Origin of the sequence: Adhaeribacter terrigena (assembly GCF_016623615.1) — a bacterium.
Lineage (GTDB): Bacteria > Bacteroidota > Bacteroidia > Cytophagales > Hymenobacteraceae > Adhaeribacter_A > Adhaeribacter_A terrigena.
The window spans coordinates 97714-119959 of record NZ_JAEHFX010000005.1; the positions used below are offsets into that span (position 1 = coordinate 97714).

Below are 22246 nucleotides of genomic sequence, written 5' to 3' on the forward strand. Positions count from 1 at the left end.
AACAACAAATGTTTTTATCTTGTCTACAAAATTATTCCATGAAAAAACGCTACAACTTCCTGCCTGAAAACTGGCTCCGCATGAGTCTAGCTGCTGCCTTCGTGGCATTTTTTTCATTAAATAGTTTCGCTCAAAATGGCCCGGCTATTATGTGGCAAAAGGCTTTTGGAGGGACTAACCTGGATGTACTCTGCGAAACAAAACAAACTTCAGATGGAGGATTTATTATCGGCGGTTGGTCACTTTCCGATATTAGTATTGATAAATCTCAAAACAGCAAGGGGTTTGCCGATTACTGGATAATTAAACTTGATGCAAATGGCAATAAAGTTTGGGATAAAACATTAGGGGGGAATGGTGGTGATTATTTATCTTCAGTTAAACAAACTCCTGATGGCGGATACATTTTGGGTGGTGAATCTGGCTCTGGAATTAGTGGTGATAAAACTCAAGCTTGCAAAGGCTATGAGGATTATTGGATTATAAAACTAGACACCAATGGCAATAAAATTTGGGATAAAACCTATGGGGGAATTAATGAAGAAGAAATTGGAGTAATAGAACCAACTATAGATGGAGGTTATATTGTAGGCGGACAATCTAACTCCGGGATTAGTGGAGATAAAACAGAAGTAAACCGGGGAAGCGGATATGATCTTTGGATAATAAAACTCGATGCAAATGGTAATAAACTATGGGATAAAACACTTGGGAGCAGCTCAACAGACAATTTCACCTGTATTCAACAAACTAAAGACGGCGGGTATATTTTAGGTGGATACTCTTACTCTGGAATAAGTGGAGATAAAACACAAGCTTCTAGAGGCGGTCTGGATTATTGGGTGATAAAACTGGACGCCAATGGAAATAAACTTTGGGATAAAACATTTGGTGGTAGTACCAATGAAGTATTAGCGTCTGTTCAGCAGACTACCGATGGAGGTTATATTATAGGCGGAGGTTCTGGTTCTGGAATAGGCGGAGATAAAAGCCACGCTTCTCATGGATGTGGTGATTTTTGGGTACTAAAATTAAATGCTACCGGAAATAAAATTTGGGATAGAACTTATGGCGGAAGTGGTTGTGAAGGAGGAGGTATAATACAAATTGCAGACGGGACCTATATTTTAAGTGGACCATCCGATTCTGGGATTAGTATTGATAAGACACAAGCGTCTAGAGGAGAAACTGATACTTGGCTCTTAAAGTTAGATAGTAGTGGCAACAAAACCTGGGATAAAACTTTAGGTGGAACTGAAGAAGATTTTATGAGTGTCTTTCAACAAACCTTTGATGGAGGATATATTATTGGTGGCAGCTCCGATTCTCCTATAAGCGGGGATAAAACTCAAGCACCAAAAGGTGATAGAGATTTCTGGGTCATAAAAATAGGCGGAAATCCACTTGGTATAAAAGAACCCGAAACCAACTTTGCCATTTCCATTTCCCCAAACCCGAACCAGGGAAAATTCACCTTACAACTCAGCAACCTTACCGCACCAAAAGCCGAAGTAACCGTTTCCGATATGTTGGGCCGCGTGGTTTTGCAGCAGGAATTAAATGTAAGCAATAACCAGCTTTCCGAAGAACTGTCTTTACCGCATGCCAAAGGCATGTATCTGCTGCAGGTAAAAGCTGGTGAACAGCTGCTTACCCGTAAAATTGTAGTGGAGTAAGAAGAAGCTTTAAGTAAGAACTGTTATGGCTATTTATGCATAACGTCCTTAATTTATTTGCAATCTTCAAGATATTCAGTTTAATTAATATTTGCGTTTATTTATATTTAAACCAGCGCTTTAATTACCCTGACTATATCTCTCACTTAACCTTAAAAAGCCATGTTGCACCTGAAGTTGCCCTTCGCCAAAACTGCCACAGCAAAACGCAGTAAGTTATTTTTATTAGCGCTTGCATTAAGTGCCTTCACGCCGTTTGCCGGTATTGCGCAAAAAATTGAAGCGAATAAAATTTTCACTTCGTTAAAGAAAGCTCCGGTAATGAAGTTAAAGCCAGAGTTCAATACCTATTCCGTAACCTACGATTTTGGCACCTTGCCGCTCCAGGCCAAAGAAAAACCTGAACTTCAGGATCTGAAATTTCAGGAATCTGGCGGCGATTTGAACCTGAAAATTACCTTCAACAAACTTTTTATTATAGATAAGATCCAGAAAACTGAGGGTACTAAACCAACCCCTCCGAAGCCAGGTACGAAACCGCAAAAAGCCGCAAGCCCTGCGGAGCCGCCTAAATTCTATTCCATCGTGAATTATATGGCCAATTACGGCTACGACCTGATCGATAAAAAGTCGGAAACAACGCTTTATGCATTCAAAAAAAAGAACGATAGTTTTACCACGCCCACTTTTAACAGCGTGGCCGAACTGGATGCTTATCTTAAAAATTCGTTAGAAACCGAACTGCAGGCGCATATCCTGGATAAAATAAACAAACGGATCAAATACGATTTTGCCCCGCAAAACTTCGAAGTAAGAGTAGCCGTGAATTCCGTTACGGGTCCATCGCCGGCTTTTACTGAAATAAACAAAGCCAGCACCGATTTTGCTGCTCTCGTTTCCGAAAAAACACCGACGAAGGAAGCCATTCAGCCACAGATCGCCGTTTGGGAAAAGCACCTGGCTACCGCCGACTGGAAAGGTAAAGGCGCGATCAATAAAAAAGTGGCCAACGCCCTGATCGAAAACCTGTGCGCGGCCTACATGCTTACCGGCGATTTTGGTAAACTCAGAGAAAAAGTAGACCTTTTTGAAAAGAATAATCCCGGAGCAGGCAGTATATCGGCGCTTACCTTCGAAGCCGATTCGAACTACCCTGGCTCGAACCCTTCGGTGCAGGCCATTAAGCGGAAAGACAAAACGCAGAACTACATAAAGTCTAATTTCCACGAGTTCTCTCATGACCTGGCGGGCGCTTAACGATCGTTTCCTAAAGTGGTAATGCCTTTACTCTTCGCTTTATAAAAACGGTACCCTTTCAGACATAAAAACTAAATGCGGCGCAGCAGGATTTAACCTTGCTGCGCTTTTTTTGCGTATTGAGCTAAAGCTATATTTAACCCGATACGGCCATGAGCAAAAAGAAAAAGAAAAACGACAAAGCCGAAAAGAAAGCCAAAGTGCATAAAGAACTCGAAGGCTTCGAAATAAAGATTAACCCGCTCGGCGAGATCACCTCCAGCTACAGCATAGACCAGCTCAACGAGTTTCTGGATAAGAACGTGTACGACAAAAAACTCACCGACAAAGGCCTGGAAAAACCCGGCAGCAAAGCTGAAGATGACGATTACCACGTAGAAGAAACTGAGGAGGAAGAAGAAAATCCGGAAGATTTCATTGCCCCGGCACCGCGCGCCAAAAAGCCGGCAAAAACCGAAGACGAAGAGGAAGATGAAACCGACGAGGATGAAGACGACCTGGATAAACTGGATGATGACGAGGAAATCAGGCCGAAGAAAAAATAACCTGACCGCGACTTTTTAGCCCGAAAACCCTAGCGTTTTCTGCCGGAAATTTTGCAATTTAGCCGTGCTAACCAACCATAATTTTTATGCGCTCGCACGAAATTGACTATAAAATTTTTGGCAACGATATCCAGGTTTTAGAAGTAGAGCTGGACCAGAACGAAACCGTAATTGCCGAAGCCGGCGCCATGGTTTACATGGAAGATGGCATTCAGTTCGAAACCAAAATGGGTGACGGCTCCGAGGCGAACCAGGGCCTCTTGGGCAAAATATTTTCTGCCGGCACCCGCATGCTTACCGGCGAATCTTTGTTTATGACGCACTTTACGCACCGCGGCCGCAACCAGAAAAGCCGCGTAGCGTTTTCGGCGCCTTATCCCGGCACCATTATCCCCATAGATCTGGCCACAATTCCGCAAGGGTTAATTGTGCAGAAAGATGGTTTCCTGGCGGCGGCGTTGGGCACGAAAATGAACATCCACTTTAACCAGCGTTTAGGGGCCGGCTTAATTGGCGGCGAAGGTTTTATTCTGCAACGTTTGCAGGGCGATGGGCTGGCTTTTATTCACGCCGGCGGCACCGTAATTGAAAAACAACTCAACAACGAAACCCTGCGCATCGATACCGGCTGCGTGGTAGCTTTCGAACAAGGCATCGATTTCGATATTCAGCGTTCGGGTGGTTTAAAATCGATGATCTTTGGCGGCGAAGGTTTGTTTCTGGCTACTTTGCGCGGCACCGGCCGGGTTTGGATCCAGAGCATGCCGGTGAAGAAACTGATCCAGGCGCTGATGCCAACCGGCGGCAACCAGAACAAGGAAGGCGGCTTTATGAGCAATTTTTTAGAGTAAAAGCATAGCGTTTTCTCTAAACAGGAAAGGCGGCCTTTTTGCAGAGGCCGCCTTTTATATTTTCAGCAAAACGGTTGCTGCTATTACCCCGGAAACGGAATGGTTTCCGGCACAGGCGCTTCTTCGCCGCCAAACTGCATCAGCAGCAAGGCTCCTGCCAGAGCCGCTACCATCAGCACCAGAAAAAACACGGTCAGGCGTTCCTTTCGTTTCTGCCGGGCAGTTGCTTTTCCGGAATTGAGTTTAATGCGCACGCGCACTTTCTTTTTTACCCGAACGCGGTGCGTCTTCCGTACGCCGTCCGAGAAATCCTGGTTTAGTAGTTCAGCTTGCATGGTGGGTTTCCTGGCATATTACCAGCAGTTCTTCTAAGTATTCCCGGGTGTTCGATAAACGGGGCACTTTATTCTGGCCGCCCAGTTTATTTTTGCGCCGCAGCCATTCCACAAACGTGCCGGGTGGCGCAACGTGAACTTTCGGGGCAACCAACGCAATGTCCTGGTAGCGTTTGGCATCGTAGTCCGAATTTATCTCCCGAAGTTTCGCATCTAAGATAGCACAGAACCGGGATAAATTATCAGGATTTTGGTTAAACTCTATAATCCATTCGTGACCGCCTTGTTTTTGGCTTTGAAAGTAAACGGGTGCCGCCGTAAAATTGGACAGCTTTGCTCCGGTTTGCTTACAGGCTTCGGTTAAAGCCGCTTCCGCATTTTCAATAATTACTTCTTCGCCGAAGGCATTTATGTAATGTTTGGTGCGTCCGCTTATTCTAAAACGGTAAGGATCGGTGCTGGTAAACTTCACCGTATCGCCGATTTTATAGCGCCACAATCCGCCGTTCGTAGAAATAACCATGGCATAATTCTTCCCTATTTCTACCTCCGAAAGCGGAATGGTTATGGGATTTTCATCGTCGAAATGGCCCGCCGGAATAAATTCGTAAAACACGCCATAATCAAGCATCAGCAACAGGTCTTCCGAATCGGGCTGGTCCTGAATGCCAAAGAAACCTTCCGAAGCATTGTAAAGCTCCAGGTAATTCATTTTGGCCGTAGGAATTATGGCTTTGAAAAGCTCGCGGTAAGGCCCGAAAGCCACCGCGCCGTGCCCGAATAATTCCAGATTCGGCCACACTTCGGGAATGGTTTTGCCGGTTTTTTCCATGATGCGCTGCAAAAGCACGTAGGTCCAGGTGGGTACGCCGGCCAGGCTGGTAATATTTTCGGAAATGGTTTCTTCGGCAATGCGCTCAATTTTCTCTTCCCACTTATCCATTAAAGCGGTTTTGAGTTTCGGCGCTCTGATGTATTCAGCCCAGAAAGGCAGATTCTGCATGATTACCGCCGAAACGTCGCCGTAAAAAGAGTTTGGGTTTTTCTCGTTTACCTGGAAGCTGCCGCCAATGCTCAGGCCTTTGCCGGTAAAAAGTTTGGTATCGGGGCGGTTGTTCACGTAAATGGCCAGCATATCTTTGCCGCCTTTGTAATGGCAATCTTCCAACGATGCTTTGCTAACCGGAATGAATTTGCTGCGGGCGTTAGTGGTGCCGGAAGATTTGGCGAACCAGGTGATTTTAGTTGGCCACAGAATATTCTGCTCGCCCTTCATCATGCGGTCAATTTCCGGAAAAAGCTGTTCGTAGCTCGAAACCGGCACGCGTTCTTTAAACGTTTCCCACGACTTTATTTCCTCAAAACCATAGCGTTTTCCCCATTCGGTATTTTTGGCCGTATCGAGCAGGTTCCGGAACGTTTCGATCTGTACTTCATGCGGGTTCTGACGGAACCGGTCTATCTGATCGATCCGCTTGCGCATGGCCCAGGTCATTATGGTATTGAGGATTTCCAATTGTTTAATGGCTTAATGGTTAAATTGTTAATTGGTTGGTGGTATATTTTATTAAGCTATTAATTGATTTTGGCAATTTTTGTAATTCATTGAATATTTGCTCGTATTGATTCTGACTAATTATTCCGCGAACGCGCGCCTTTTCATTCCAGTCAAAGCATTCATAAACTGAAGCACGAGCATATCTATAAAAATTAATTTTATCTTTTTTGGAATATCGCCCAAAGCCTTCGGCAATATTGGCTGAAATGCTATCTACCGCCCGCGCAAATTGTTTCCCAATGGTATCTTTTTCAAAGTTTTTCCATAAGACTACAATTTTCCAAACCGAGTTACTTAACGCAAAACTGATGCGGTAGGCTTCAATATCATTCAGTTTTAAATATCGCTTTCCTTCCAACAATTTAACAATTAAGCCATTTAACAATTAAATCAAATCTTCCGCTTCAGTTCAAAGTGCTTGCCCAAATAAACGCGGCGTACCTGTTCGTCGGCGGCCAGGTCTTCGGCAGAGCCGGCTTTCAGGATCTTGCCTTCGAAAAGCAGATAAGCGCGGTCTACGATGGAAAGCGTTTCGTTTACGTTGTGGTCGGTGATGAGGATGCCGATGTTCTTGGTTTTGAGCTTGGCTACAATGCTTTGGATCTCTTCTACCGCAATGGGGTCTACGCCGGCAAAAGGCTCATCCAGCAGCACGAATTTAGGGTCTACGGCCAGGGCGCGGGCAATTTCGGTCCTGCGGCGTTCGCCCCCGGAAAGCACCATGCCTTTGTTTTTGCGCACATGGGTTAAACTGAATTCTTCCAGCAGTTCTTCTACTTTTTCTTTTTGCTCCTGCTTGCTTTTATTTGTCATTTCCAGCACGGCCATGATGTTTTCTTCCACGCTCAGGTTGCGGAAAACCGAGGCTTCCTGGGCCAGGTAACCTACGCCGCGCTGCGCCCTGCGGTACATGGGCAAGGTAGTGATGTCTTCGTTCTCCAGGTAAATATGGCCGGAATTGGGTTTTACCAGCCCCACGATCATGTAAAACGACGTGGTTTTGCCGGCGCCGTTCGGGCCCAGCAAGCCCACAATCTCGCCTTGGTTTACTTCCACGGAAACGTCGTTTACTACCGTGCGGGATTTGTATTTTTTAAAAAGGTGTTCTGCGCGCAAAATCATAGGCCGTGAAGTTAGGGAATTATGCTTAAATCGGGAAATAGCGGCGAAAGTTTGCCAAAACTCCATTTTTTGCGGATGCAGAGCCCGACTTTTTCAGCCCAAAAGCATAGCGTTTTTGTAAAACCGTTGCTTTCTCTTACCTTTCCCTTGCAAACTTTATAGCTCAGCAATGGACCCTAACCATGATTACCTCGAAAAGAACCGTCTGCTCTGGAATGCGCGAACCGATGTGCACGTTGATTCAGATTTTTACGGAATGGCAGATTTTCTGGCCGGCAAATCGTCGCTGAATGCCATAGAACTGGGTTTACTCGGCGATCTGGAAGGAAAAAGTGTGTTGCATCTGCAGTGTCATTTCGGGCAGGATTCTATTTCGCTGGCGCGGATGGGCGCGGAAGTTACCGGCGCAGACCTTTCGGATAAGGCTATTGAAAAAGCGCGGGAACTGGCTTTGCAAACCAACACGAACCCCACGTTTATCTGCACCGATCTTTATGAGCTTCCGCAGCATTTAGATAAAAAATTCGACGTGGTTTTTACGAGTTACGGCACCATTGGCTGGCTGCCGGACCTGGATAAGTGGGCAAAAGTAATTGCGCATTTCCTGAAACCGGGCGGCAGATTTGTGTTCGCGGAGTTTCACCCGGTGGTCTGGATGTTTGACGATAACCTGGAAAAAGTTACCTACGGCTATTTTAATTCCGGTCCGATCATAGAAACAGAAACCGGCACGTATGCCGACCGCAAGGCGCCGCTGAACCACGAATACGTAGGCTGGAACCACGACCTGGGCGAAGTTTTAAGCAGCTTACTACAAAATGGTCTGGCACTGGAATCGTTTCAGGAATTCGATTATTCGCCGTATAATATTTTCCGGAATCCGGTGGAAGTAAGTCCGGGCAAATTCCGGGTGGCGCATCTGGATGGCAAAATTCCGCTGGTGTATGCCTTAACTGCCAGAAAATAAAGGCGTGCGCCATACTTTTTCAGGCTAAAAGCATAGCGTTTTTCTGAAATGAAAGGCCGGCAGCAACCATAACGCAAGGGCTTTATCCGTATAAGATCTCATGGTGCGTCGCAACTTTTTAATGCTCGTTTTTTTGCTGTTTCCCGGGTTTCAGGCGCTGGCTCAGGATAATATTGGGTTGAAATTTTTCGGGCTCAGCATACACCCGGGCGGCGACGAAAATGCCCCTCTCATGCCCCGCCGCTTCGACGATAAAGGCATTTGGGTACTGAATCTGGGCGGCATGCTTTCCTACGAAAAGTTTATTTACGAAGACGGCGTTTCGGTGAAAGCGGTGCAGGGTTTTTATTCGGATTGTGCCGCGCAGCCGGGCGGTTTTTCGCATATTGGCTTGCGGGCGCGCATTTTTAAAACCAAAAAACATTCCTTATTTGGCGGCATCGGCCCTACGCTGGTTTATCGCAAAAACTGGTACGAATTGCCCGGTTACCAGGACCCCGATTATTTTGAAGGCGCGCCAACCGACACCTGGCAATACAAATTTTTGTGGTACGGCGGCGAGTTTGAATACGCGTACGTTTTAACCGATAAAATTGACCTGGCTGCTACCTTTATTCCGGGCTACCCCAAACTCATCAGCCTTTCTTTTGGAGCCAGGTATAAATTCACCGGCCCATAATGCTCTTTTAAAACGGTAGGGTTTAGCGCTTAAAAACTTCTTAATATCGAAACACTGCCATACTTTCAGGGGCCGAAACCCTACTGTTTTCAGGCGAAAGCGCAGAAAAAAACTCCCGGATCTTACGTTCCGGGAGTTTTTTAGGTAGTTAGTAAAAGCTCTATGGTTTAACCTGCAGGTTGTGGTCTTCCAGCTGCGCGTAGCTAAGTTTCCATTTGCCATCGGCTCCTTTCTTCCAGAGCAGCATAAAGTTACCTTCGCCGTAAGCATTGGGTTCGTCAGGGCTTTGGCTGGGCACATCTACCGAGAACGTGCCGGCTTCATAAGCAATGCTCGCATCGGCTCCGGAGCTTACCGTGCTGGTTTTTAAATTATTGATCGTGCCCATGGTTTTTCTTACCCAGTTATCGGCGATCTGGCTTTTGCCGTTGTAATGCACATCGCCCTGCAGGAAATGCGCATCGTCGGCGATCATGGCAATTACCGAATCCTGCTGCTTGGCATTCCAGGCGCCAATAAACTTACTGTTGAGCTGCGAAACATTTACTTTTTCTTCGGTTTTGGTGCACGAAGTAAAAAGCATGAGGGCTATTAGAAATGAAAATATAGATTTCATAGAATATTGAGTTTTGTTGATATTTATTTTTCAAACGGTCTATACTTAATAAACCGAAAAGGGTTATTGCTTTTTATGAAAAACCCAGGCTTACGGGCCTGGGCTTTCAGAATTCAAAAGGCAATGGCAGGATTTATTACCAGCTTTTGCGCTTGTATTCAGAGTTTGAATAAGCCACGGTCGGGTCGCCTTCGCCATCGTTCAGGATCCAGCCCATTTGCATGTAGGCCGGTTGTACGGCAGCAACTTCCTGCACCGGAGCAGCTACTTTAGCAGTAGACTTCTTAGCGGCATAACTCTTACGGGAAGTAGAACGGTAAGAACGGGCTTCGCTGTTGTTGTAAGTTGGTTCGGCATTGTTAGAAGCTACCTGGTTCAGCTCCTCCATCCGCTGTCTTTCTTCGGCGGCTTTTTTCTCTTGTTTGTTCTGCACTACTTTACCAACTCCGGCTCCTACGGCCCCGCCTACTACGCCACCTACTACGGCACCGGCAACGCGGTTTTTCTTGTTGATAATGGCACCCGCAGCAGCCCCGGTACCAACCCCGATTACGGCGCCTTTAGCAACCGGGCTCCATTTCTTTTTTGGCTGATCCTGGGCTTGCAACATGCTGCTTAACCCTACGCTTAAAATAAGCACTAACGTGAAGATATAATTTACCTTTTTCATAACGTTTTTTTTTAAATTTCAAAATCAAATTCTTGTATTGGGTATATTACAATTGGTGTGCCAGAAATTTACTTTGCTCTGGCAACAGGGCTTCATACGCAGGAAAAGGCAAAAAGATGGTGCAATTTTAAAAATAAAAAAACAGGCTCCTGCTTTCATAAAAAGCACTTTTTACCGGCAAATCCATAGCGTTTCCAGAAAAAAAACTCCAGGCCGCAATTTTAATTTTCACTTCCGGAGCAACTTGAAAAAGCTTTGAAAAATTATTAAAAAAATATTTCCGCCTTTTCTTTACACATGAGAAAAGGCGATTCGCGGGCAGGCCTGCTCAAAATTTTGTATCTTAGGGCAACCAACATCAAAGCATTATGCCGAATTATAAAACCGCCGAGGAAGCGTTAAGCATCATAAAATCGGGCGACCGCGTTTTTGTGCAGGGCAGCGCCGCCACCCCGCAATACCTGGTCCGGAAACTGACCGAACGCGCTCCGGAACTCCGTAACATAGAAATTGTAAGCATAAGCACCTACGGCGAAATGCCGCTGGCCGAAGAACAGTATAAAGATTCGTTTTTTATAAACTCGCTTTTCGTTTCTGAGAACGTGCGCGAAGCTGTAAACGGCGGCCGCGGCGATTACGTACCGGTTTTCCTGAGCGAAATTCCTCACCTATTCCGTTCCGGTATTCTGCCCATAGATGTGGCCATTGTACACGTTTCGCCGCCCGATAAACATGGTTTCTGCTCCTTAGGCGTAAGCGTAGACATTGCCCGCGAAGCCGTTTTAAGCGCCAAACACGTAATTGCCCAGGTGAATCCACAAATGCCCCGCACCCACGGCGACGGCCTGATCCAGGCCGACCGCTTCGATGTGCTGGTGGAAGTGAACGAAGCGATCCCGGAAGTGGATTACAGCCTCCGGATGACGGAAAAAGAGCAAACCATTGGCCGCTACATTGCCGAAATGATCGAAGACGGCGCTACGCTGCAAATGGGTATTGGCGGCATTCCGGATGCAGTACTGAGTTGCCTGGGTAACCATAAAGCACTGGGCATCCATACTGAAATGTTCTCGAATGGGGTTATGCCACTGGTAGAGCAGGGCGTAATTACGAACGAACACAAATACCGCCATCCGGGCCGCATCGCTACCGGCTTTATTGTAGGCAACCGCAAACTATACGATTTCGTGGACGACAACCCGCTGATCTTAATGCAACGCACCGATTACGTGAACGACGTACGCATCATCAGCTCCAACCCAAAGGTAACGGCCATAAACAGTGCCATCGAAATAGACCTTACCGGCCAGATCGTAGCCGATACCATTGGCATGAAACAATATTCGGGCATTGGCGGGCAAATGGATTTTATGCGCGGCGCGGCTTTATCTAAAGGCGGAAAACCGATCATTGCGCTGCCTTCTACCACCAACAAAGGTATTTCCAGAATTACGCCCTTTATAAACGAAGGCGCCGCCGTTACCACTACCCGCGCGCACGTGCATTACGTGGTTACCGAATACGGCGTGGCTTATTTATACGGCAAAAACCTGCGCCAGCGCGCTACGGCATTAATTAATATTGCCCACCCCGATCACCGCGAACGCCTGGAAGCCGAAGCCTTTAAACGGTTCAAGCACGCGTAGTTTTTCGAGCTGAAAGCATAGCGTTTTCGCCGGCCGGAACTGGATTTATATTCAGGTTTGGCCGGCGAATCCCGTTTATAGTTTTTGGAGGAAAAAAGATAGCGTTTTACGCTAAAGCAGTTTTAAGGGCTTAGATTTTCCTTGAGCTCTAAAGGCATATGCTCTAATAAGGATTCGTTACATTTACAGATCGAAAACTTTATTATTAAAAGGAATCCGCAAGGGGCATTTATGACCAAAAACAGACTAGAAGCATTCAGCGACGGAGTAATGGCAATTATCATTACCATTATGGTGCTGGAAATTAAAGTACCTCACGGCGGAGATCTTCAGGCGCTGAAGCCGCTTTTTCCGGTAGTATTAAGTTACATTCTGAGTTTTATTTATGTGGGTATTTACTGGAATAACCATCACCACATGTTTCATACCATCGCGCGCGTGAGCGGCGGCACTTTATGGGCCAACATGCACCTGCTTTTCTGGCTTTCTCTTATTCCGTTTGCTACTGCCTGGATGGGCGAAAACCATTTTGCCGCCGCACCCATGGCCATGTATGGCGCCATCCTGTTTATGTGTGCCGTGGCTTATTCTATCTTGCAACGCGTTTTAATTGCCCGGCATGACCATAACAATCAGCTGGCGCGGGCGGTAGGCAAAGACCTGAAAGGCTACGCTTCGCTGGCGCTTTACCTGATCGCGATCCCAGGCGCTTTTATTCACCCCGTAATTTCAGGCAGTATTTACACGTTCGTAGCGCTTATGTGGCTTATTCCGGATAAACGCATTGAACGGACACTGGAAAAGGATGAAGGTTAAGGTAGTTTTTTAACTGAAATTGGTAGCGTTTTTCGTCGGTCGGAACTGGAATGAAACCCAGATTTGGCCGGCGATTTTTTGTTTAGAGTTTTTGGCGTAAAAAGGGTAGCGTTTTTTGTTAAGTGAATTAATAAAAATACTTTTGTGTTCCCGAAGGCGCTTGCGAAATAGTATGAACGATTACCTCCTAAAACTGCGGCATATCCTGCCCACTTTTTTGCTGATTTCTATTTTGACGATCGGAGGTTTTACTGCTTTCCGGTGGTTATTTACTATTCAATACCAACTAATAGATATTAAAGAGGATTTCTGGGAGTTCTGGTTCCCCTTAGCACTTCCCTGGATTGCAATTTTGATATGGCTTCGTCCAAAGTTACGTATCCTCGATTTTAAAGATAAAGACAGAGGGCAGTTCCTTTTTCAGTTTCTGGCGGCTACAACTATTATTATCAGTTCAATAATAATGCAACTTTACTTTACTACTGCTACAGGCAAACTTCAGCAGGTTGCAGCAGTAGAAGATATCGCCAAAGTTGAGAAAGCAAGATACTATACCATTTCGCGATTCTATCCCCTACCGGGCGCAGGAACTTCTCATGCAGATTTTCGCACCAGTGGTAAGTATAACCAACATTTAGATATCACCATTTATTTCGCATGCCCCATTATTACAGACACATTATCCAAATCGTTTCCGAAATATTGGTACGGCGTAAACTACAGAAAACAAATCAGCAATAAACTTACCAGCACAGAAAAAGATACAATTTACAAGAGATTTTATGAGGAATGTCTGCGAAAGATGAATGCATATGATTTCCATGCGCAGGAATTTTTAAAAAGAACGCCAAACTCTGATGATCTTGACAGCTACCTGAAAGCTATTCAAAACAGATTCAATATTACCAAAACCGCTGACTTCAGTATTCTGGAACCTCAAAAAGGCACTTTTGCGCAACGCAACGGCAATAAATTTGTTTGGATATTTTATTCTTACGCCATAGGGTTAGGCATTTTATTGATCGCCCTTATCTGGCCTAAATTAAGCCAGGCAGCATTATTCAGGCTCGAAAGAGGCATAAAACCAGACCGTGATGAAATACTCGAAACTATAAAGTTTCTAATTCCGAAAGGCGATCATTTTGCGACCGCCATTATTCTCGATTTAAACTTACTGATATTCCTGTTAATGGCAATTTTCGGTGTTAATCTGGTATCTCCCAATGGAGCAGAACTGTTGGAATGGGGCGGGCACCGGCGGCATGAAGTTCTGCATGGGGAATATTGGCGTTTATTTACAAGCATGTTTGTGCACGGTGGTATCATGCACCTGTTTCTGAATGTTTCCGGATTAGTAATTGCTGCTATATTCATTGAGCCGCTTTTAGGAAGAAAAAACTACTTTATTCTTTATTTTGCGGCGGGTCTTACTGCAAGTTTATGCAGCGTTTGGTGGCATGAAAACACTTTAAGCGTTGGTGCTTCAGGGGCTATTTTCGGTTTACATGGTGGCTTGTTAGGTTTATTACTTACCAATGCCATACCCAAAGAAGGAAAACGATTTGTACTGATCCTGATCGGGGTTTACGTAGGCGCTAATTTATTATTCGGTTTTGCAATGAGTGGGATAGACAATGCTGCGCATATTGGTGGCCTTATTAGCGGAGCGTTCATAGCCATTGCTCTACATTCCTACAAATCAAAAGAAGATGAAATTACACTTTCGTAACAACCTCCTATAAAAAGCTTTTCCACTTATTTGAAATTGCTTAAAACGCTATCAAAAAATCCTAAAAAACTATTATATAACAAAAAGAGGCTACCAATATCGGCAGCCTCTTTTTCATTTAGCAGCAAAAGCGTTTTACCGGATCACTAATTTCTCTACGGTGCGTTCGCCGTTAGAAACCAGGTTTACCAGGTAAAGGCCGGCGCTGAGTTTCCCTTTCAATTCCAGAGCGGCTTCGCGCTGGCCGGCAGGCATTTCGGTTTCGTACACCACGTCGCCGATGGTGTTGGTAATGGTTATTTTGGCGGCAACAGTAGCCTCATCGTTACGCAGCAGCTGGAAAGCGCCTTCGGTTGGGTTGGGGTAAATGCTTACGCGCTGGGCTATTACCGGATCGTTGGAAATAACCGGGTTAGAAACTGTTGGTCCGGCGGTGCGCTGGTACGAGCCGCCGTTCATGGCAATGGAGTGCGTCCAGGTGCGACTGGAATTAGACCGGAAATAAGCATCCGATTCGGAAGTTTTGGAACCGCTGGCCGGGTTGGCATACCGGATATAATTGGTACCGGTAGAAGAAGTATAGTTGCCGTAGATCACCACAAAATGGCCGCCGCCCGACGTCCAGCCCCAGCGCGCTACCATCATTTTTTTACTGCCCAGGTTGCTGCGCACCGTACTGTAAGCCAATGAGCTGGAATACGAGGTATTGGCTCCGGCATAATTGTTCAGCAGCCAGCTTAAAGAACCGTTGCAACCAGACATGCTGTTCGGGAAATTGGAGCCCAAGGGATCGGTGCAGGCGCTGGGCCGCGAACCGTTCAGAGTATTGCAGCACACGTTAAACCAACCGTCGCAGGTATTGTTGGCCGCATTTACAATCGAGCACTGCGAAGGCGGTGTGGTGGAGCTATACGCCCAGTCGATCATGCGGGTGGTAGCCGCCCAGCACCACTGGGTTTGCTCCTGTTTGTAAGCCGTGAGGTTTAAAGAATAATCCTGGGCTGAAGCCACGGAAGCGGAAAGGCACAGCAAGGCGCCCAGTACAAAAGTAAATGTTCTTTTCATATTGGTTTCTTTTTAGAAATGCTTGAATGGGAAAAACCGGAATTAATCGAACTGCACGATCATTTTGCTGATGCGGGTTTCGAGCTCGCGGTAAGCCAGCGGCTGCTGAAACGAAGCGCGCTGCGCGGTAGAAAGCGGCGCAAATTCAAGCGTAGTTTCGCTTAGCGTCGGGTTGGCTTCGGCAATAAAATCGGCGGAGTGGTTCAGGTTTTTAAGCCACACAAAGCGGCTCGTATCTTTGGCCCGGCTCAGGTATGGCGAGGCTTCCTGGGCCAGGTTCATCTCGCCCACGGCCACTACCTGCCAGCGGTTTTCAAAATGGGCTACCGTAAGAAAAACGCGGGGCTTCCCGTCGAGCATGAGCGGTACCAAAAATTCGCCGGCTGGGTGCGCCTGAATGGTGCCGTTAAAATCACGGTACATGGCATATACTTCAATGGGTTGACCGGGCAGCGCCTGCTGCATTTCGGCGGCATTCCGGAAACCATACTCGGGGAGTTCATTGGCAGGGAACATGCTTTGCCAGGCGGCACGGGAATTTTTCACTACTTGCTGCACTTCCTCTAACTGCGCCGGCTCTGGCCGGAAACGGTTCTGGGCCTGGGCCGCTACGGAAATGCCGAGTATGCAAAGCATGCACACCCAGAGCTGGGTAAGATTTTTTCTCATAATGTATTGGTTTTTAGGTGAGTGAAGAGATGACTAAATATATATTATGAGATATAACACTTCAAAGCAAATTGCACTATATTTTATAAAATAAAACTTTTCTTGTTTTATTTCAGCCGTAAATTTCCGGATTGCGTTCAAGGCCAGGCTGCTTCATTTTGGGTTTTATGGTAAAAAGGCGCCAAAAACCCGGTTTCCCGCAGCTAGAAAACGGAACCCAGGCCTTTGATATCAAGGGGAAAAATGGTACCGTTTTCAGGCAAAAAAGTCTGCCCCGGCTGAAACGCTGAAGAAAAAACCTGTGAGGAATACCTGCGTTAAACCGGCATTATGAGCAGAGCATTTACCAAAGAAGAAGACGCGCAGGAGCAACCCATTATTCCGCCGCGGGCCGCGTTGCCGGCCGGGGTGCCGAATTACGTAACGCCGCGCGGCCTGGAATTGCTGCGCGAAGAACTAACCGAACTGGAAACCGCCAGAGCCAAAGCCGAAGCGAACCGCGAAAATGAAACCGACCGCACCCGCCAGCTCAGCATTTTTAACGGAAAGATCAGCGCTTTAACGGCCCGCATTGCAAGTGCCAAAGTAGTAGACCCCAAAAACCAGCCGGCCGATGAAGTGCGTTTCGGGGCTACGGTAACGTTGAAAACCAAAAAGGGCGGTAAACCCGGCACTACCCGAAAATTTACCATTGTGGGCGTAGACGAAGCTTCGGTGCCGGAAGGAAAAATTGCGTTCAATGCGCCCATTGCCCAAGCCGTGCAAGGCGCTAAGAAAGGTGAAACGGTTACCTTGCAACTGGGCCGGAATACGGAAACCGTGGAAGTTACAGAGATCGTTTATCAATGAACTTGTATATCGAATATCAGAATTCCGCAACAACCAGAAAATAAAAAAGCCCGGTTTCAGGCCGGACTTTTTTTACTCAAAAGGATAGCGTTTTTACTTCGGCTTTCTAAAGGCGGACGCAGTCAGGAAACGTTTTCACCATTTCAAGGCCAGGTCGTACTCAGTAGTTATTTTATATTTTTAACAAACTACAACTCTACGGAATCCGGTTTTGAATGAAAGCAGTTTTGCAACCGGTAAACCTAGCGTTTTAAGCAGGTTTAAAACCCTCAACCCGAAACCTGAAAAACTCAGGCCGGTTCCCAGAGTTCAATTTTATTGCCTTCGGGGTCCATGATCCAGGCAAATTTTCCGTACTCTTCTTCCACCATTTCGCCAACCAGTTCCACGCCTTCGGTTTTTAAAGCCTGAACCAAAGCTGCCAGATCGGCCACAATGTAATTGATCATGAAGGGCTTCTGACTGGGCGCGTAATAGGTGGTATTTTCCGGGAACGGATTCCAGGCAGTGGAGAATTCTTTGTGCTGGGCTTTCGTTTCGGGAGCATTCCAGTTAAAGGTGGCGCCCCAGGTTTCGGAGTCGATGCCTAAATGTTTCTGATACCAGGCCCGCAAAGCTGCCGGATCCTGGCTTTTGAAAAATACGCCGCCAATGCCGATCACACGTTTCATAATTTTAGAGTTTTTGGGTTGAAAAGGATACCGTTTTTTGAAGATTCGAAAATTAAAATACTGCTTACTTGCTTTGCTGTTCGGCCAATTCGGGTTCGTTTAATGAAATCTGCTCCCGGCGGAAAAACGGGGCCAATAACCGATCGGTAGTAAGGGCTACGGCCACGGCAAAAACAGGCGCTGCCAGATACCACATCCTTCCGATATCGCCGGAAAGCAAAACGTGCGCTGCAACGATCAGCAGAAATAACACCTGCATTTGCGTAAGCCGCGCTCCTGGTTTCAAGCGGAGCTTTCTGCTAAGCAAACCGGCCAGCACTAAAAAGTTGAAGATACCGAAGGCGCTGAACCAACTCATGAATCCGCTCAGCGAAAAGAATTTCCGGAACGTGCGCCCGGCGTTGTGCAGGTGCTCGAAAGCGTTGGCCGCCCGCGCCGGTACCGGCAAACCGCTCAGCGAATCGACGAGGCTGTTATTGGCTATAAAAATGCAGCCGGCCAGAACTAAATAAAAAACCAATCGGTGCAAAGGAATAAAGCGGCCAAAAATTAAAGTCAACGGCACAAACAACCAGAACGATTCTTTGGCCAGCGGCCCGAGGATCAAACAACCAAACAGGGCCGCTTCGTTTTGGGAAACCAGACTGTAGAACAGCAGCGCCAGCGCTAAAAAATACAAACTATCTACCAGCGCAATACCGGCCAAATAACTGCAATAACCGCTGCTAAGCACCGCCAGCACCGCTATAAAACGCCCCGCCACGCCGGCGCCCACCGTTTTTGCCAGGCTGTAAAGTACCGTTCCGGCCAAAGCCATGAGGGTGCTGTTCACAACAAAGAAAGAAAAGCCCAAAGGTAAAGTGCCGCTTTTCCCGCTTAACAGGCTTAAGATTTCTGCCAGGCCCCGGGCCAGAAAAGGAATAATGACCCGGTAGCGGTGGGTAATATTTACATCCCAGTTGCCACTGCCCAGCGCCAGGTAACTGGCTTCGTCGCTCGAAAAAGCAGCATCGTGGTTTACTAAGATCAGGTAGGCGTTGCCGAACACAATCGCTGCCGAAAACGCAAAGACCAACCAATATTCTTTCTGCACCCGGCCCGGATTTACACTCATTTCCAAATCAATATTTTCACTAAGATTAAGCAATAACCGGCAACCGACAAAATTTACCCCGATCTTCTGCCGCAATTGCTTCTGCCTGTAGCAGATTAATTTAATTTCCGCCTAAATTAATAAAGCGCGATTCTTGACCAATAAGCCAAAATGAACGTAACTTGCACTTTTTAGGAAGAAATAAACCTCCAGGAAGTATATAGTAATGGGAAGAGCATTTGAATTCAGAAAAGCCCGGAAATTTAAACGCTGGGATAAAATGTCGAAAGCGTTTTCGCGCTTGGGCAAAGAGATTGTGATGGCGGTAAAAGAAGGCGGCCCGAACCCGGAAGGCAACGCCCGTTTGCGCACAGCTATTCAGAACGCGAAAGGCGTAAACATGCCCAAAGACCGCGTGGAAGCCGCCATTAAACGCGCCAGCAGCAAAGAAGAAAACAACTACGACGAGGTGGTGTACGAGGGCTACGGTCCGCACGGCATTGCTATTTTAGTAGAAACCGCTACCGATAACCTGAACCGCACCATTGCCAACATGCGCGTATATTTCTCCCGCGCAGGTGGCGCCGTAGGCAAAACCGGTTCGCTGGATTTTATTTTCACCCGCAAAGGCATTTTCCGTTTACCGGCCGAAGGGCTTAACCTGGAAGAACTGGAGCTGGAACTGATCGATTTTGGGGCCGAAGATATTTACGAGCACGAAGGCGAGATCATTATTGAAACGGCCTTTGCCGATTTCGGCCCGATGCAGAAAGCGCTGGAAGAAAAAGGCTTGCCGGTAACTTCTGCCGAATTGCAGCGCATACCAAACACCCGCACCGAACTGACCGACGAACAGGCCGAAGACATTGAAAACCTGATCGAAAAAATAGAGGAAGACGACGACGTGCAGGCCGTTTACCACAACATGGCTTAATGCTTTTCCGGCTTTTGAGGCCGTTTAAGCACTTTTTCCCTTCCAAACCATAGCGTTTCCGGTAGCTTTTACGAGCCGCGGAAACGCTTTTTTTTGCGGTTCCCCGGATTTTTTTAAAAATATTTCACTGTCAGAGCAACGCCTGAGCCTATTTCTGCATCTTAGCATTAAACCCGGAAATTTTTGCATTTCAAAAACCTTGATGGGCATCAAGGTTTGCCGGTGCCCAGGATCATAATTTTGCAAAACCGCGAACAAAGCCTGGGGCAGCCGGTTTGAAAAATAATAAAAAAAATTATCGACCGGCTAAGGGTCAGGTTTTCTTTCCCTGTCTTAGCTTCAGAAACCCGGAAATGTTGATTTGTTCCGGCCTTAAAAATTGAATGCAGTAAAAATGAAAAGAGTTTTATTGAGCGCCTTATTGATTTGCAGCGCGGTGTTATCGGGGTTTGTGGGTCTGGATCTGCGGCAGTCTTTTTCCTACGAAATTTTCAGTTCGCCTTATTATAAAACCCTGAAGAAAAACCTGCCGGCCGCCAGCGCTAAAATTGGTTACGTAGCGGTTACTTTAGATACTCGCGCCCGGCAAAACCCTACTTTCGCCGATGCTAAAATCCCGCAACTGCAGCAGGCGATCAATAAATTTTTAGGCGACAGCCTGCAAATGGCTCAGATACAAATGCCGGTTCATAACGAGCTTTACAACGAAAAATATTTCCCGGACCTGTTTTTAGGTTCGGTACTGGGGCCGCAAAAACCGCTGTATGTACTGGCCGATTGCCCGCAGGAAAAAGAAGATCCGGAATATTGCGTGCGACTGGCCGGGCAACTGGGCAGCAAAGCCTGGATGCAGCAACTCAAAAGCCTGATGGTTAGCCAAAAGCTCAATTACGTGATCGTGTACCAATTAGGCGAAGGCTATATTTACCCGAACGGGAAGATGAAAAAAGTAAACGCGCTGGTAGAAACCCGCAAAGCGCCACCGGCCGGCCTGGATATGGGCACCGGTTTCTGGTTGCCAATGTCGCAGAAACTGGTGGCTACGAACAAACCGATCGACGTACTTTTCCTGAAAGGCATGCTGATCGATAAAGAAGGCAAAGCAGTTCGTTACGGCGCCGAAGGCATTACCGCAGCATCCAAAGCCAGTTTCCTGGAGCAGACCGTAAATATTGCCCACGAATTTTCGGAAGCTGAACTGAACGCCATTGAAAACGACCTGCGCCGCACCGACCTGCCAGACCAACCCTTAAACTGGCAGATCGCCGCAAAAAATCTTACCCGCATGCTCACCCAGTCTAACGCGGGCTTATAGTAAAAACGCTATGCTTTTGGCTTTAAAAAGTAATGTTTGCCGAAAGGCTTTCAGAAACCAGAAATTACATTAACCCTTTATTTTACAATTTATTACAAGTTCCAATCACCAATCTTATTAGTCTAATAAAACCATGAAAAAACTATTTACCCTCGCAATCGCAATGGCGTTTGCAGCAACTTCTTTTGCCCAGACCCCAAACAGCAGCATGGAAAACTGGCAAACCAAAGCCGGTGTTGGCATGTCCGGACCGTATACTTACCAGATTCCCCAAAAATGGGAACTAGGCTTTCTTTCAGGGCTACTGACCACCATCGGGGTTAAACCCAACGTTGACAAATCTACTACCAAGAACAGCGGCAGCTTTGCGCTTCAGCTTTCCAGCAACTCCGATAGTATGGGCGTCGATTTAATGACCACCTTTAATATGGGCCCGAATGCGCAGCCACAGGGTTTTACCGGCTTTTTCCAGACCTCGGGCGTAGTTACCGACCCGAATGATTTTGGCCAGACTTTCGTTTTCATGACCAAATGGAACGGCACTAAAACCGACACCATTGGCTTTGGCATGGCAGAACTCGATAGCTCCCCGAACAGCTTCAAACCCTTTACCGCCAACATTCAATATACCAGCAATGTCACCCCCGATTCGGCGATCATTTATTTCATGTACTTTCCGCAGGAAGCCAATACCCACGTGTTAATCGATGATCTTTCGTTTATATATCTGCTTGGCACCAAAGAAAATACAGCTTTCCCGGAGCTTACTTTCTATCCCAACCCGGTTTCCGGCAACCAGCAAGCCACGTTAAAGTTTACGGCGCCCAAAGCAGAAAAAGCTACGTTAACCATCCGCGATATGGTAGGCAAAGAAGTAAAAACCATGCCGCTGAACACGCTGCAAGCCGGCGCCAATACCATTGCAATAAACACCGATGAACTTAAGACCGGCCTTTACCTGGCTACTTTAGAATCAGCCAGCGGCAGCCAGACCTTCCGGTTTGTAAAACGCTAGGGTTTTAAGCCCTAAAACTCCTGCAAACACGATTTTCCGCCTCTCTCCTTTTTCTCTAAAACTTCTGAATCAGTACCCAAACAGCCTGCCATTTGTCCCTACGCATTTGGCAGGCATGGTACCGCTTTACGCTTTTTTATTCAGTTTTTTATTCTAAACCTTAACTTA

The 22246-nt window shown here is 46.7% G+C and carries 23 protein-coding genes; 13 read left to right on the forward strand and 10 right to left on the reverse strand.

What is annotated here, in order from left to right:
• Positions 1-38: 38 nt before the first annotated feature.
• From I5M27_RS10985 to I5M27_RS11000, 4 genes are all read left to right on the forward strand, one after another.
• On the forward strand, positions 39-1676 hold the full coding sequence (locus tag I5M27_RS10985) for a T9SS type A sorting domain-containing protein (RefSeq protein ID WP_200506265.1): 1638 nt from the start codon (positions 39-41) through the stop codon (positions 1674-1676).
• A 162-nt stretch (positions 1677-1838) separates the two neighbouring features.
• Positions 1839-2933 carry a hypothetical protein gene (locus I5M27_RS10990; protein WP_200506266.1) on the forward strand — a complete coding sequence of 365 codons (1095 nt, stop codon included), beginning with the start codon at positions 1839-1841 and terminating at the stop codon, positions 2931-2933.
• Positions 2934-3085: 152 nt separating this feature from the next.
• The gene (locus I5M27_RS10995; RefSeq protein ID WP_200506267.1) at positions 3086-3478 is read left to right on the forward strand and encodes a hypothetical protein; all 393 of its coding nucleotides are present in this window, start codon (positions 3086-3088) and stop codon (positions 3476-3478) included.
• 86 nt (positions 3479-3564) lie between these two features.
• A complete protein-coding gene (locus tag I5M27_RS11000; RefSeq protein ID WP_200506268.1) occupies positions 3565-4329 on the forward strand; it encodes a TIGR00266 family protein in 765 nt (254 codons plus the stop codon).
• Positions 4330-4412: 83 nt separating this feature from the next.
• On the opposite strand, the gene I5M27_RS11005 is transcribed toward I5M27_RS11000, so the two are convergent.
• Genes I5M27_RS11005 through lptB form a run of 4 tightly spaced genes read right to left on the reverse strand, consistent with a single transcriptional unit; the run spans position 4413 to position 7344 of the window.
• Positions 4413-4664, reverse strand: coding sequence for a hypothetical protein (locus I5M27_RS11005; RefSeq protein WP_200506269.1), 252 nt, complete (start codon positions 4662-4664; stop codon positions 4413-4415).
• The gene (locus I5M27_RS11010) at positions 4654-6147 is read right to left on the reverse strand and encodes a GH3 auxin-responsive promoter family protein (RefSeq protein ID WP_200506462.1); all 1494 of its coding nucleotides are present in this window, start codon (positions 6145-6147) and stop codon (positions 4654-4656) included. Before I5M27_RS11010 ends, I5M27_RS11005 begins: the two co-directional genes overlap by 11 nt.
• A gap of 52 nt (positions 6148-6199) precedes the next feature.
• Positions 6200-6583, reverse strand: a complete 384-nt coding sequence (locus tag I5M27_RS11015) for a four helix bundle protein (protein ID WP_234462495.1) — start codon at positions 6581-6583, stop codon at positions 6200-6202.
• 29 nt (positions 6584-6612) lie between these two features.
• Entirely contained in the window at positions 6613-7344 is a 732-nt protein-coding gene (gene lptB, locus I5M27_RS11020; RefSeq protein ID WP_200506270.1) for an LPS export ABC transporter ATP-binding protein, read from the reverse strand.
• Between the two features lie 169 nt (positions 7345-7513).
• On the opposite strand from lptB, the gene I5M27_RS11025 reads away from it, so the two are divergent.
• Both I5M27_RS11025 and I5M27_RS11030 read left to right on the forward strand, forming a co-directional pair.
• The gene (locus I5M27_RS11025; RefSeq protein ID WP_200506271.1) at positions 7514-8311 is read left to right on the forward strand and encodes a class I SAM-dependent methyltransferase; all 798 of its coding nucleotides are present in this window, start codon (positions 7514-7516) and stop codon (positions 8309-8311) included.
• A 121-nt stretch (positions 8312-8432) separates the two neighbouring features.
• On the forward strand, positions 8433-8990 hold the full coding sequence (locus I5M27_RS11030) for a hypothetical protein (protein WP_200506272.1): 558 nt from the start codon (positions 8433-8435) through the stop codon (positions 8988-8990).
• Between the two features lie 160 nt (positions 8991-9150).
• Here I5M27_RS11030 and I5M27_RS11035 read toward each other — a convergent pair whose 3' ends face one another.
• Entirely contained in the window at positions 9151-9606 is a 456-nt protein-coding gene (locus tag I5M27_RS11035) for a YybH family protein (RefSeq protein WP_200506273.1), read from the reverse strand.
• A 136-nt stretch (positions 9607-9742) separates the two neighbouring features.
• Positions 9743-10276 carry a glycine zipper domain-containing protein gene (locus I5M27_RS11040; protein WP_200506274.1) on the reverse strand — a complete coding sequence of 178 codons (534 nt, stop codon included), beginning with the start codon at positions 10274-10276 and terminating at the stop codon, positions 9743-9745.
• 368 nt (positions 10277-10644) lie between these two features.
• Between I5M27_RS11040 and I5M27_RS11045 the strand changes: the two genes are divergently transcribed.
• From I5M27_RS11045 to I5M27_RS11055, 3 genes are all read left to right on the forward strand, one after another.
• Complete coding sequence (locus I5M27_RS11045) at positions 10645-11922, forward strand: acetyl-CoA hydrolase/transferase family protein (RefSeq protein ID WP_200506275.1); 1278 nt, start codon at positions 10645-10647, stop codon at positions 11920-11922.
• A 231-nt stretch (positions 11923-12153) separates the two neighbouring features.
• On the forward strand, positions 12154-12738 hold the full coding sequence (locus I5M27_RS11050) for a TMEM175 family protein (protein WP_200506276.1): 585 nt from the start codon (positions 12154-12156) through the stop codon (positions 12736-12738).
• 172 nt (positions 12739-12910) lie between these two features.
• On the forward strand, positions 12911-14467 hold the full coding sequence (locus I5M27_RS11055) for a rhomboid family intramembrane serine protease (RefSeq protein ID WP_200506277.1): 1557 nt from the start codon (positions 12911-12913) through the stop codon (positions 14465-14467).
• Between the two features lie 135 nt (positions 14468-14602).
• Here I5M27_RS11055 and I5M27_RS11060 read toward each other — a convergent pair whose 3' ends face one another.
• Together I5M27_RS11060 and I5M27_RS11065 are read right to left on the reverse strand one after the other, a co-directional pair.
• Positions 14603-15532 (reverse strand): T9SS type A sorting domain-containing protein, encoded by a 930-nt coding sequence (locus I5M27_RS11060; protein ID WP_200506278.1) that lies wholly within the window; start codon positions 15530-15532, stop codon positions 14603-14605.
• Between the two features lie 42 nt (positions 15533-15574).
• Positions 15575-16201 (reverse strand): hypothetical protein, encoded by a 627-nt coding sequence (locus I5M27_RS11065; protein WP_200506279.1) that lies wholly within the window; start codon positions 16199-16201, stop codon positions 15575-15577.
• 330 nt (positions 16202-16531) lie between these two features.
• Between I5M27_RS11065 and I5M27_RS11070 the strand changes: the two genes are divergently transcribed.
• Complete coding sequence (locus I5M27_RS11070) at positions 16532-17050, forward strand: GreA/GreB family elongation factor (protein ID WP_200506280.1); 519 nt, start codon at positions 16532-16534, stop codon at positions 17048-17050.
• A gap of 290 nt (positions 17051-17340) precedes the next feature.
• On the opposite strand, the gene I5M27_RS11075 is transcribed toward I5M27_RS11070, so the two are convergent.
• A complete protein-coding gene (locus tag I5M27_RS11075) occupies positions 17341-17721 on the reverse strand; it encodes a VOC family protein (protein WP_200506281.1) in 381 nt (126 codons plus the stop codon).
• A 64-nt stretch (positions 17722-17785) separates the two neighbouring features.
• Entirely contained in the window at positions 17786-18835 is a 1050-nt protein-coding gene (locus I5M27_RS11080; protein WP_200506282.1) for a hypothetical protein, read from the reverse strand.
• A gap of 205 nt (positions 18836-19040) precedes the next feature.
• On the opposite strand from I5M27_RS11080, the gene I5M27_RS11085 reads away from it, so the two are divergent.
• The 3 genes from I5M27_RS11085 to I5M27_RS11095 all read left to right on the forward strand — a co-directional run bounded on the left by I5M27_RS11085 (position 19041) and on the right by I5M27_RS11095 (position 22078).
• Positions 19041-19748: a YebC/PmpR family DNA-binding transcriptional regulator gene (locus I5M27_RS11085; RefSeq protein ID WP_200506283.1), complete on the forward strand. Its 708-nt coding sequence runs from the start codon at positions 19041-19043 to the stop codon at positions 19746-19748.
• A gap of 394 nt (positions 19749-20142) precedes the next feature.
• Complete coding sequence (locus I5M27_RS11090; protein WP_200506284.1) at positions 20143-21063, forward strand: hypothetical protein; 921 nt, start codon at positions 20143-20145, stop codon at positions 21061-21063.
• Positions 21064-21196: 133 nt separating this feature from the next.
• A complete protein-coding gene (locus I5M27_RS11095) occupies positions 21197-22078 on the forward strand; it encodes a T9SS type A sorting domain-containing protein (protein ID WP_200506285.1) in 882 nt (293 codons plus the stop codon).
• Positions 22079-22246 lie beyond the last annotated feature (168 nt).

Coding starts and splice junctions, on each gene's coding strand:
- I5M27_RS10985 (WP_200506265.1), top strand. CDS start 39: ATGAAAAAACGCTACAACTTCCTGCCTGAAAACTGGCTCCGCATGAGT.
- I5M27_RS10990 (WP_200506266.1), top strand. CDS start 1,839: ATGTTGCACCTGAAGTTGCCCTTCGCCAAAACTGCCACAGCAAAACGC.
- I5M27_RS10995 (WP_200506267.1), top strand. CDS start 3,086: ATGAGCAAAAAGAAAAAGAAAAACGACAAAGCCGAAAAGAAAGCCAAA.
- I5M27_RS11000 (WP_200506268.1), top strand. CDS start 3,565: ATGCGCTCGCACGAAATTGACTATAAAATTTTTGGCAACGATATCCAG.
- I5M27_RS11005 (WP_200506269.1), bottom strand. CDS start 4,664: ATGCAAGCTGAACTACTAAACCAGGATTTCTCGGACGGCGTACGGAAG.
- I5M27_RS11010 (WP_200506462.1), bottom strand. CDS start 6,147: ATGCGCAAGCGGATCGATCAGATAGACCGGTTCCGTCAGAACCCGCAT.
- lptB (WP_200506270.1), bottom strand. CDS start 7,344: ATGATTTTGCGCGCAGAACACCTTTTTAAAAAATACAAATCCCGCACG.
- I5M27_RS11025 (WP_200506271.1), top strand. CDS start 7,514: ATGGACCCTAACCATGATTACCTCGAAAAGAACCGTCTGCTCTGGAAT.
- I5M27_RS11030 (WP_200506272.1), top strand. CDS start 8,433: ATGCTCGTTTTTTTGCTGTTTCCCGGGTTTCAGGCGCTGGCTCAGGAT.
- I5M27_RS11035 (WP_200506273.1), bottom strand. CDS start 9,606: ATGAAATCTATATTTTCATTTCTAATAGCCCTCATGCTTTTTACTTCG.
- I5M27_RS11040 (WP_200506274.1), bottom strand. CDS start 10,276: ATGAAAAAGGTAAATTATATCTTCACGTTAGTGCTTATTTTAAGCGTA.
- I5M27_RS11045 (WP_200506275.1), top strand. CDS start 10,645: ATGCCGAATTATAAAACCGCCGAGGAAGCGTTAAGCATCATAAAATCG.
- I5M27_RS11050 (WP_200506276.1), top strand. CDS start 12,154: ATGACCAAAAACAGACTAGAAGCATTCAGCGACGGAGTAATGGCAATT.
- I5M27_RS11055 (WP_200506277.1), top strand. CDS start 12,911: ATGAACGATTACCTCCTAAAACTGCGGCATATCCTGCCCACTTTTTTG.
- I5M27_RS11060 (WP_200506278.1), bottom strand. CDS start 15,532: ATGAAAAGAACATTTACTTTTGTACTGGGCGCCTTGCTGTGCCTTTCC.
- I5M27_RS11065 (WP_200506279.1), bottom strand. CDS start 16,201: ATGAGAAAAAATCTTACCCAGCTCTGGGTGTGCATGCTTTGCATACTC.
- I5M27_RS11070 (WP_200506280.1), top strand. CDS start 16,532: ATGAGCAGAGCATTTACCAAAGAAGAAGACGCGCAGGAGCAACCCATT.
- I5M27_RS11075 (WP_200506281.1), bottom strand. CDS start 17,721: ATGAAACGTGTGATCGGCATTGGCGGCGTATTTTTCAAAAGCCAGGAT.
- I5M27_RS11080 (WP_200506282.1), bottom strand. CDS start 18,835: ATGAGTGTAAATCCGGGCCGGGTGCAGAAAGAATATTGGTTGGTCTTT.
- I5M27_RS11085 (WP_200506283.1), top strand. CDS start 19,041: ATGGGAAGAGCATTTGAATTCAGAAAAGCCCGGAAATTTAAACGCTGG.
- I5M27_RS11090 (WP_200506284.1), top strand. CDS start 20,143: ATGAAAAGAGTTTTATTGAGCGCCTTATTGATTTGCAGCGCGGTGTTA.
- I5M27_RS11095 (WP_200506285.1), top strand. CDS start 21,197: ATGAAAAAACTATTTACCCTCGCAATCGCAATGGCGTTTGCAGCAACT.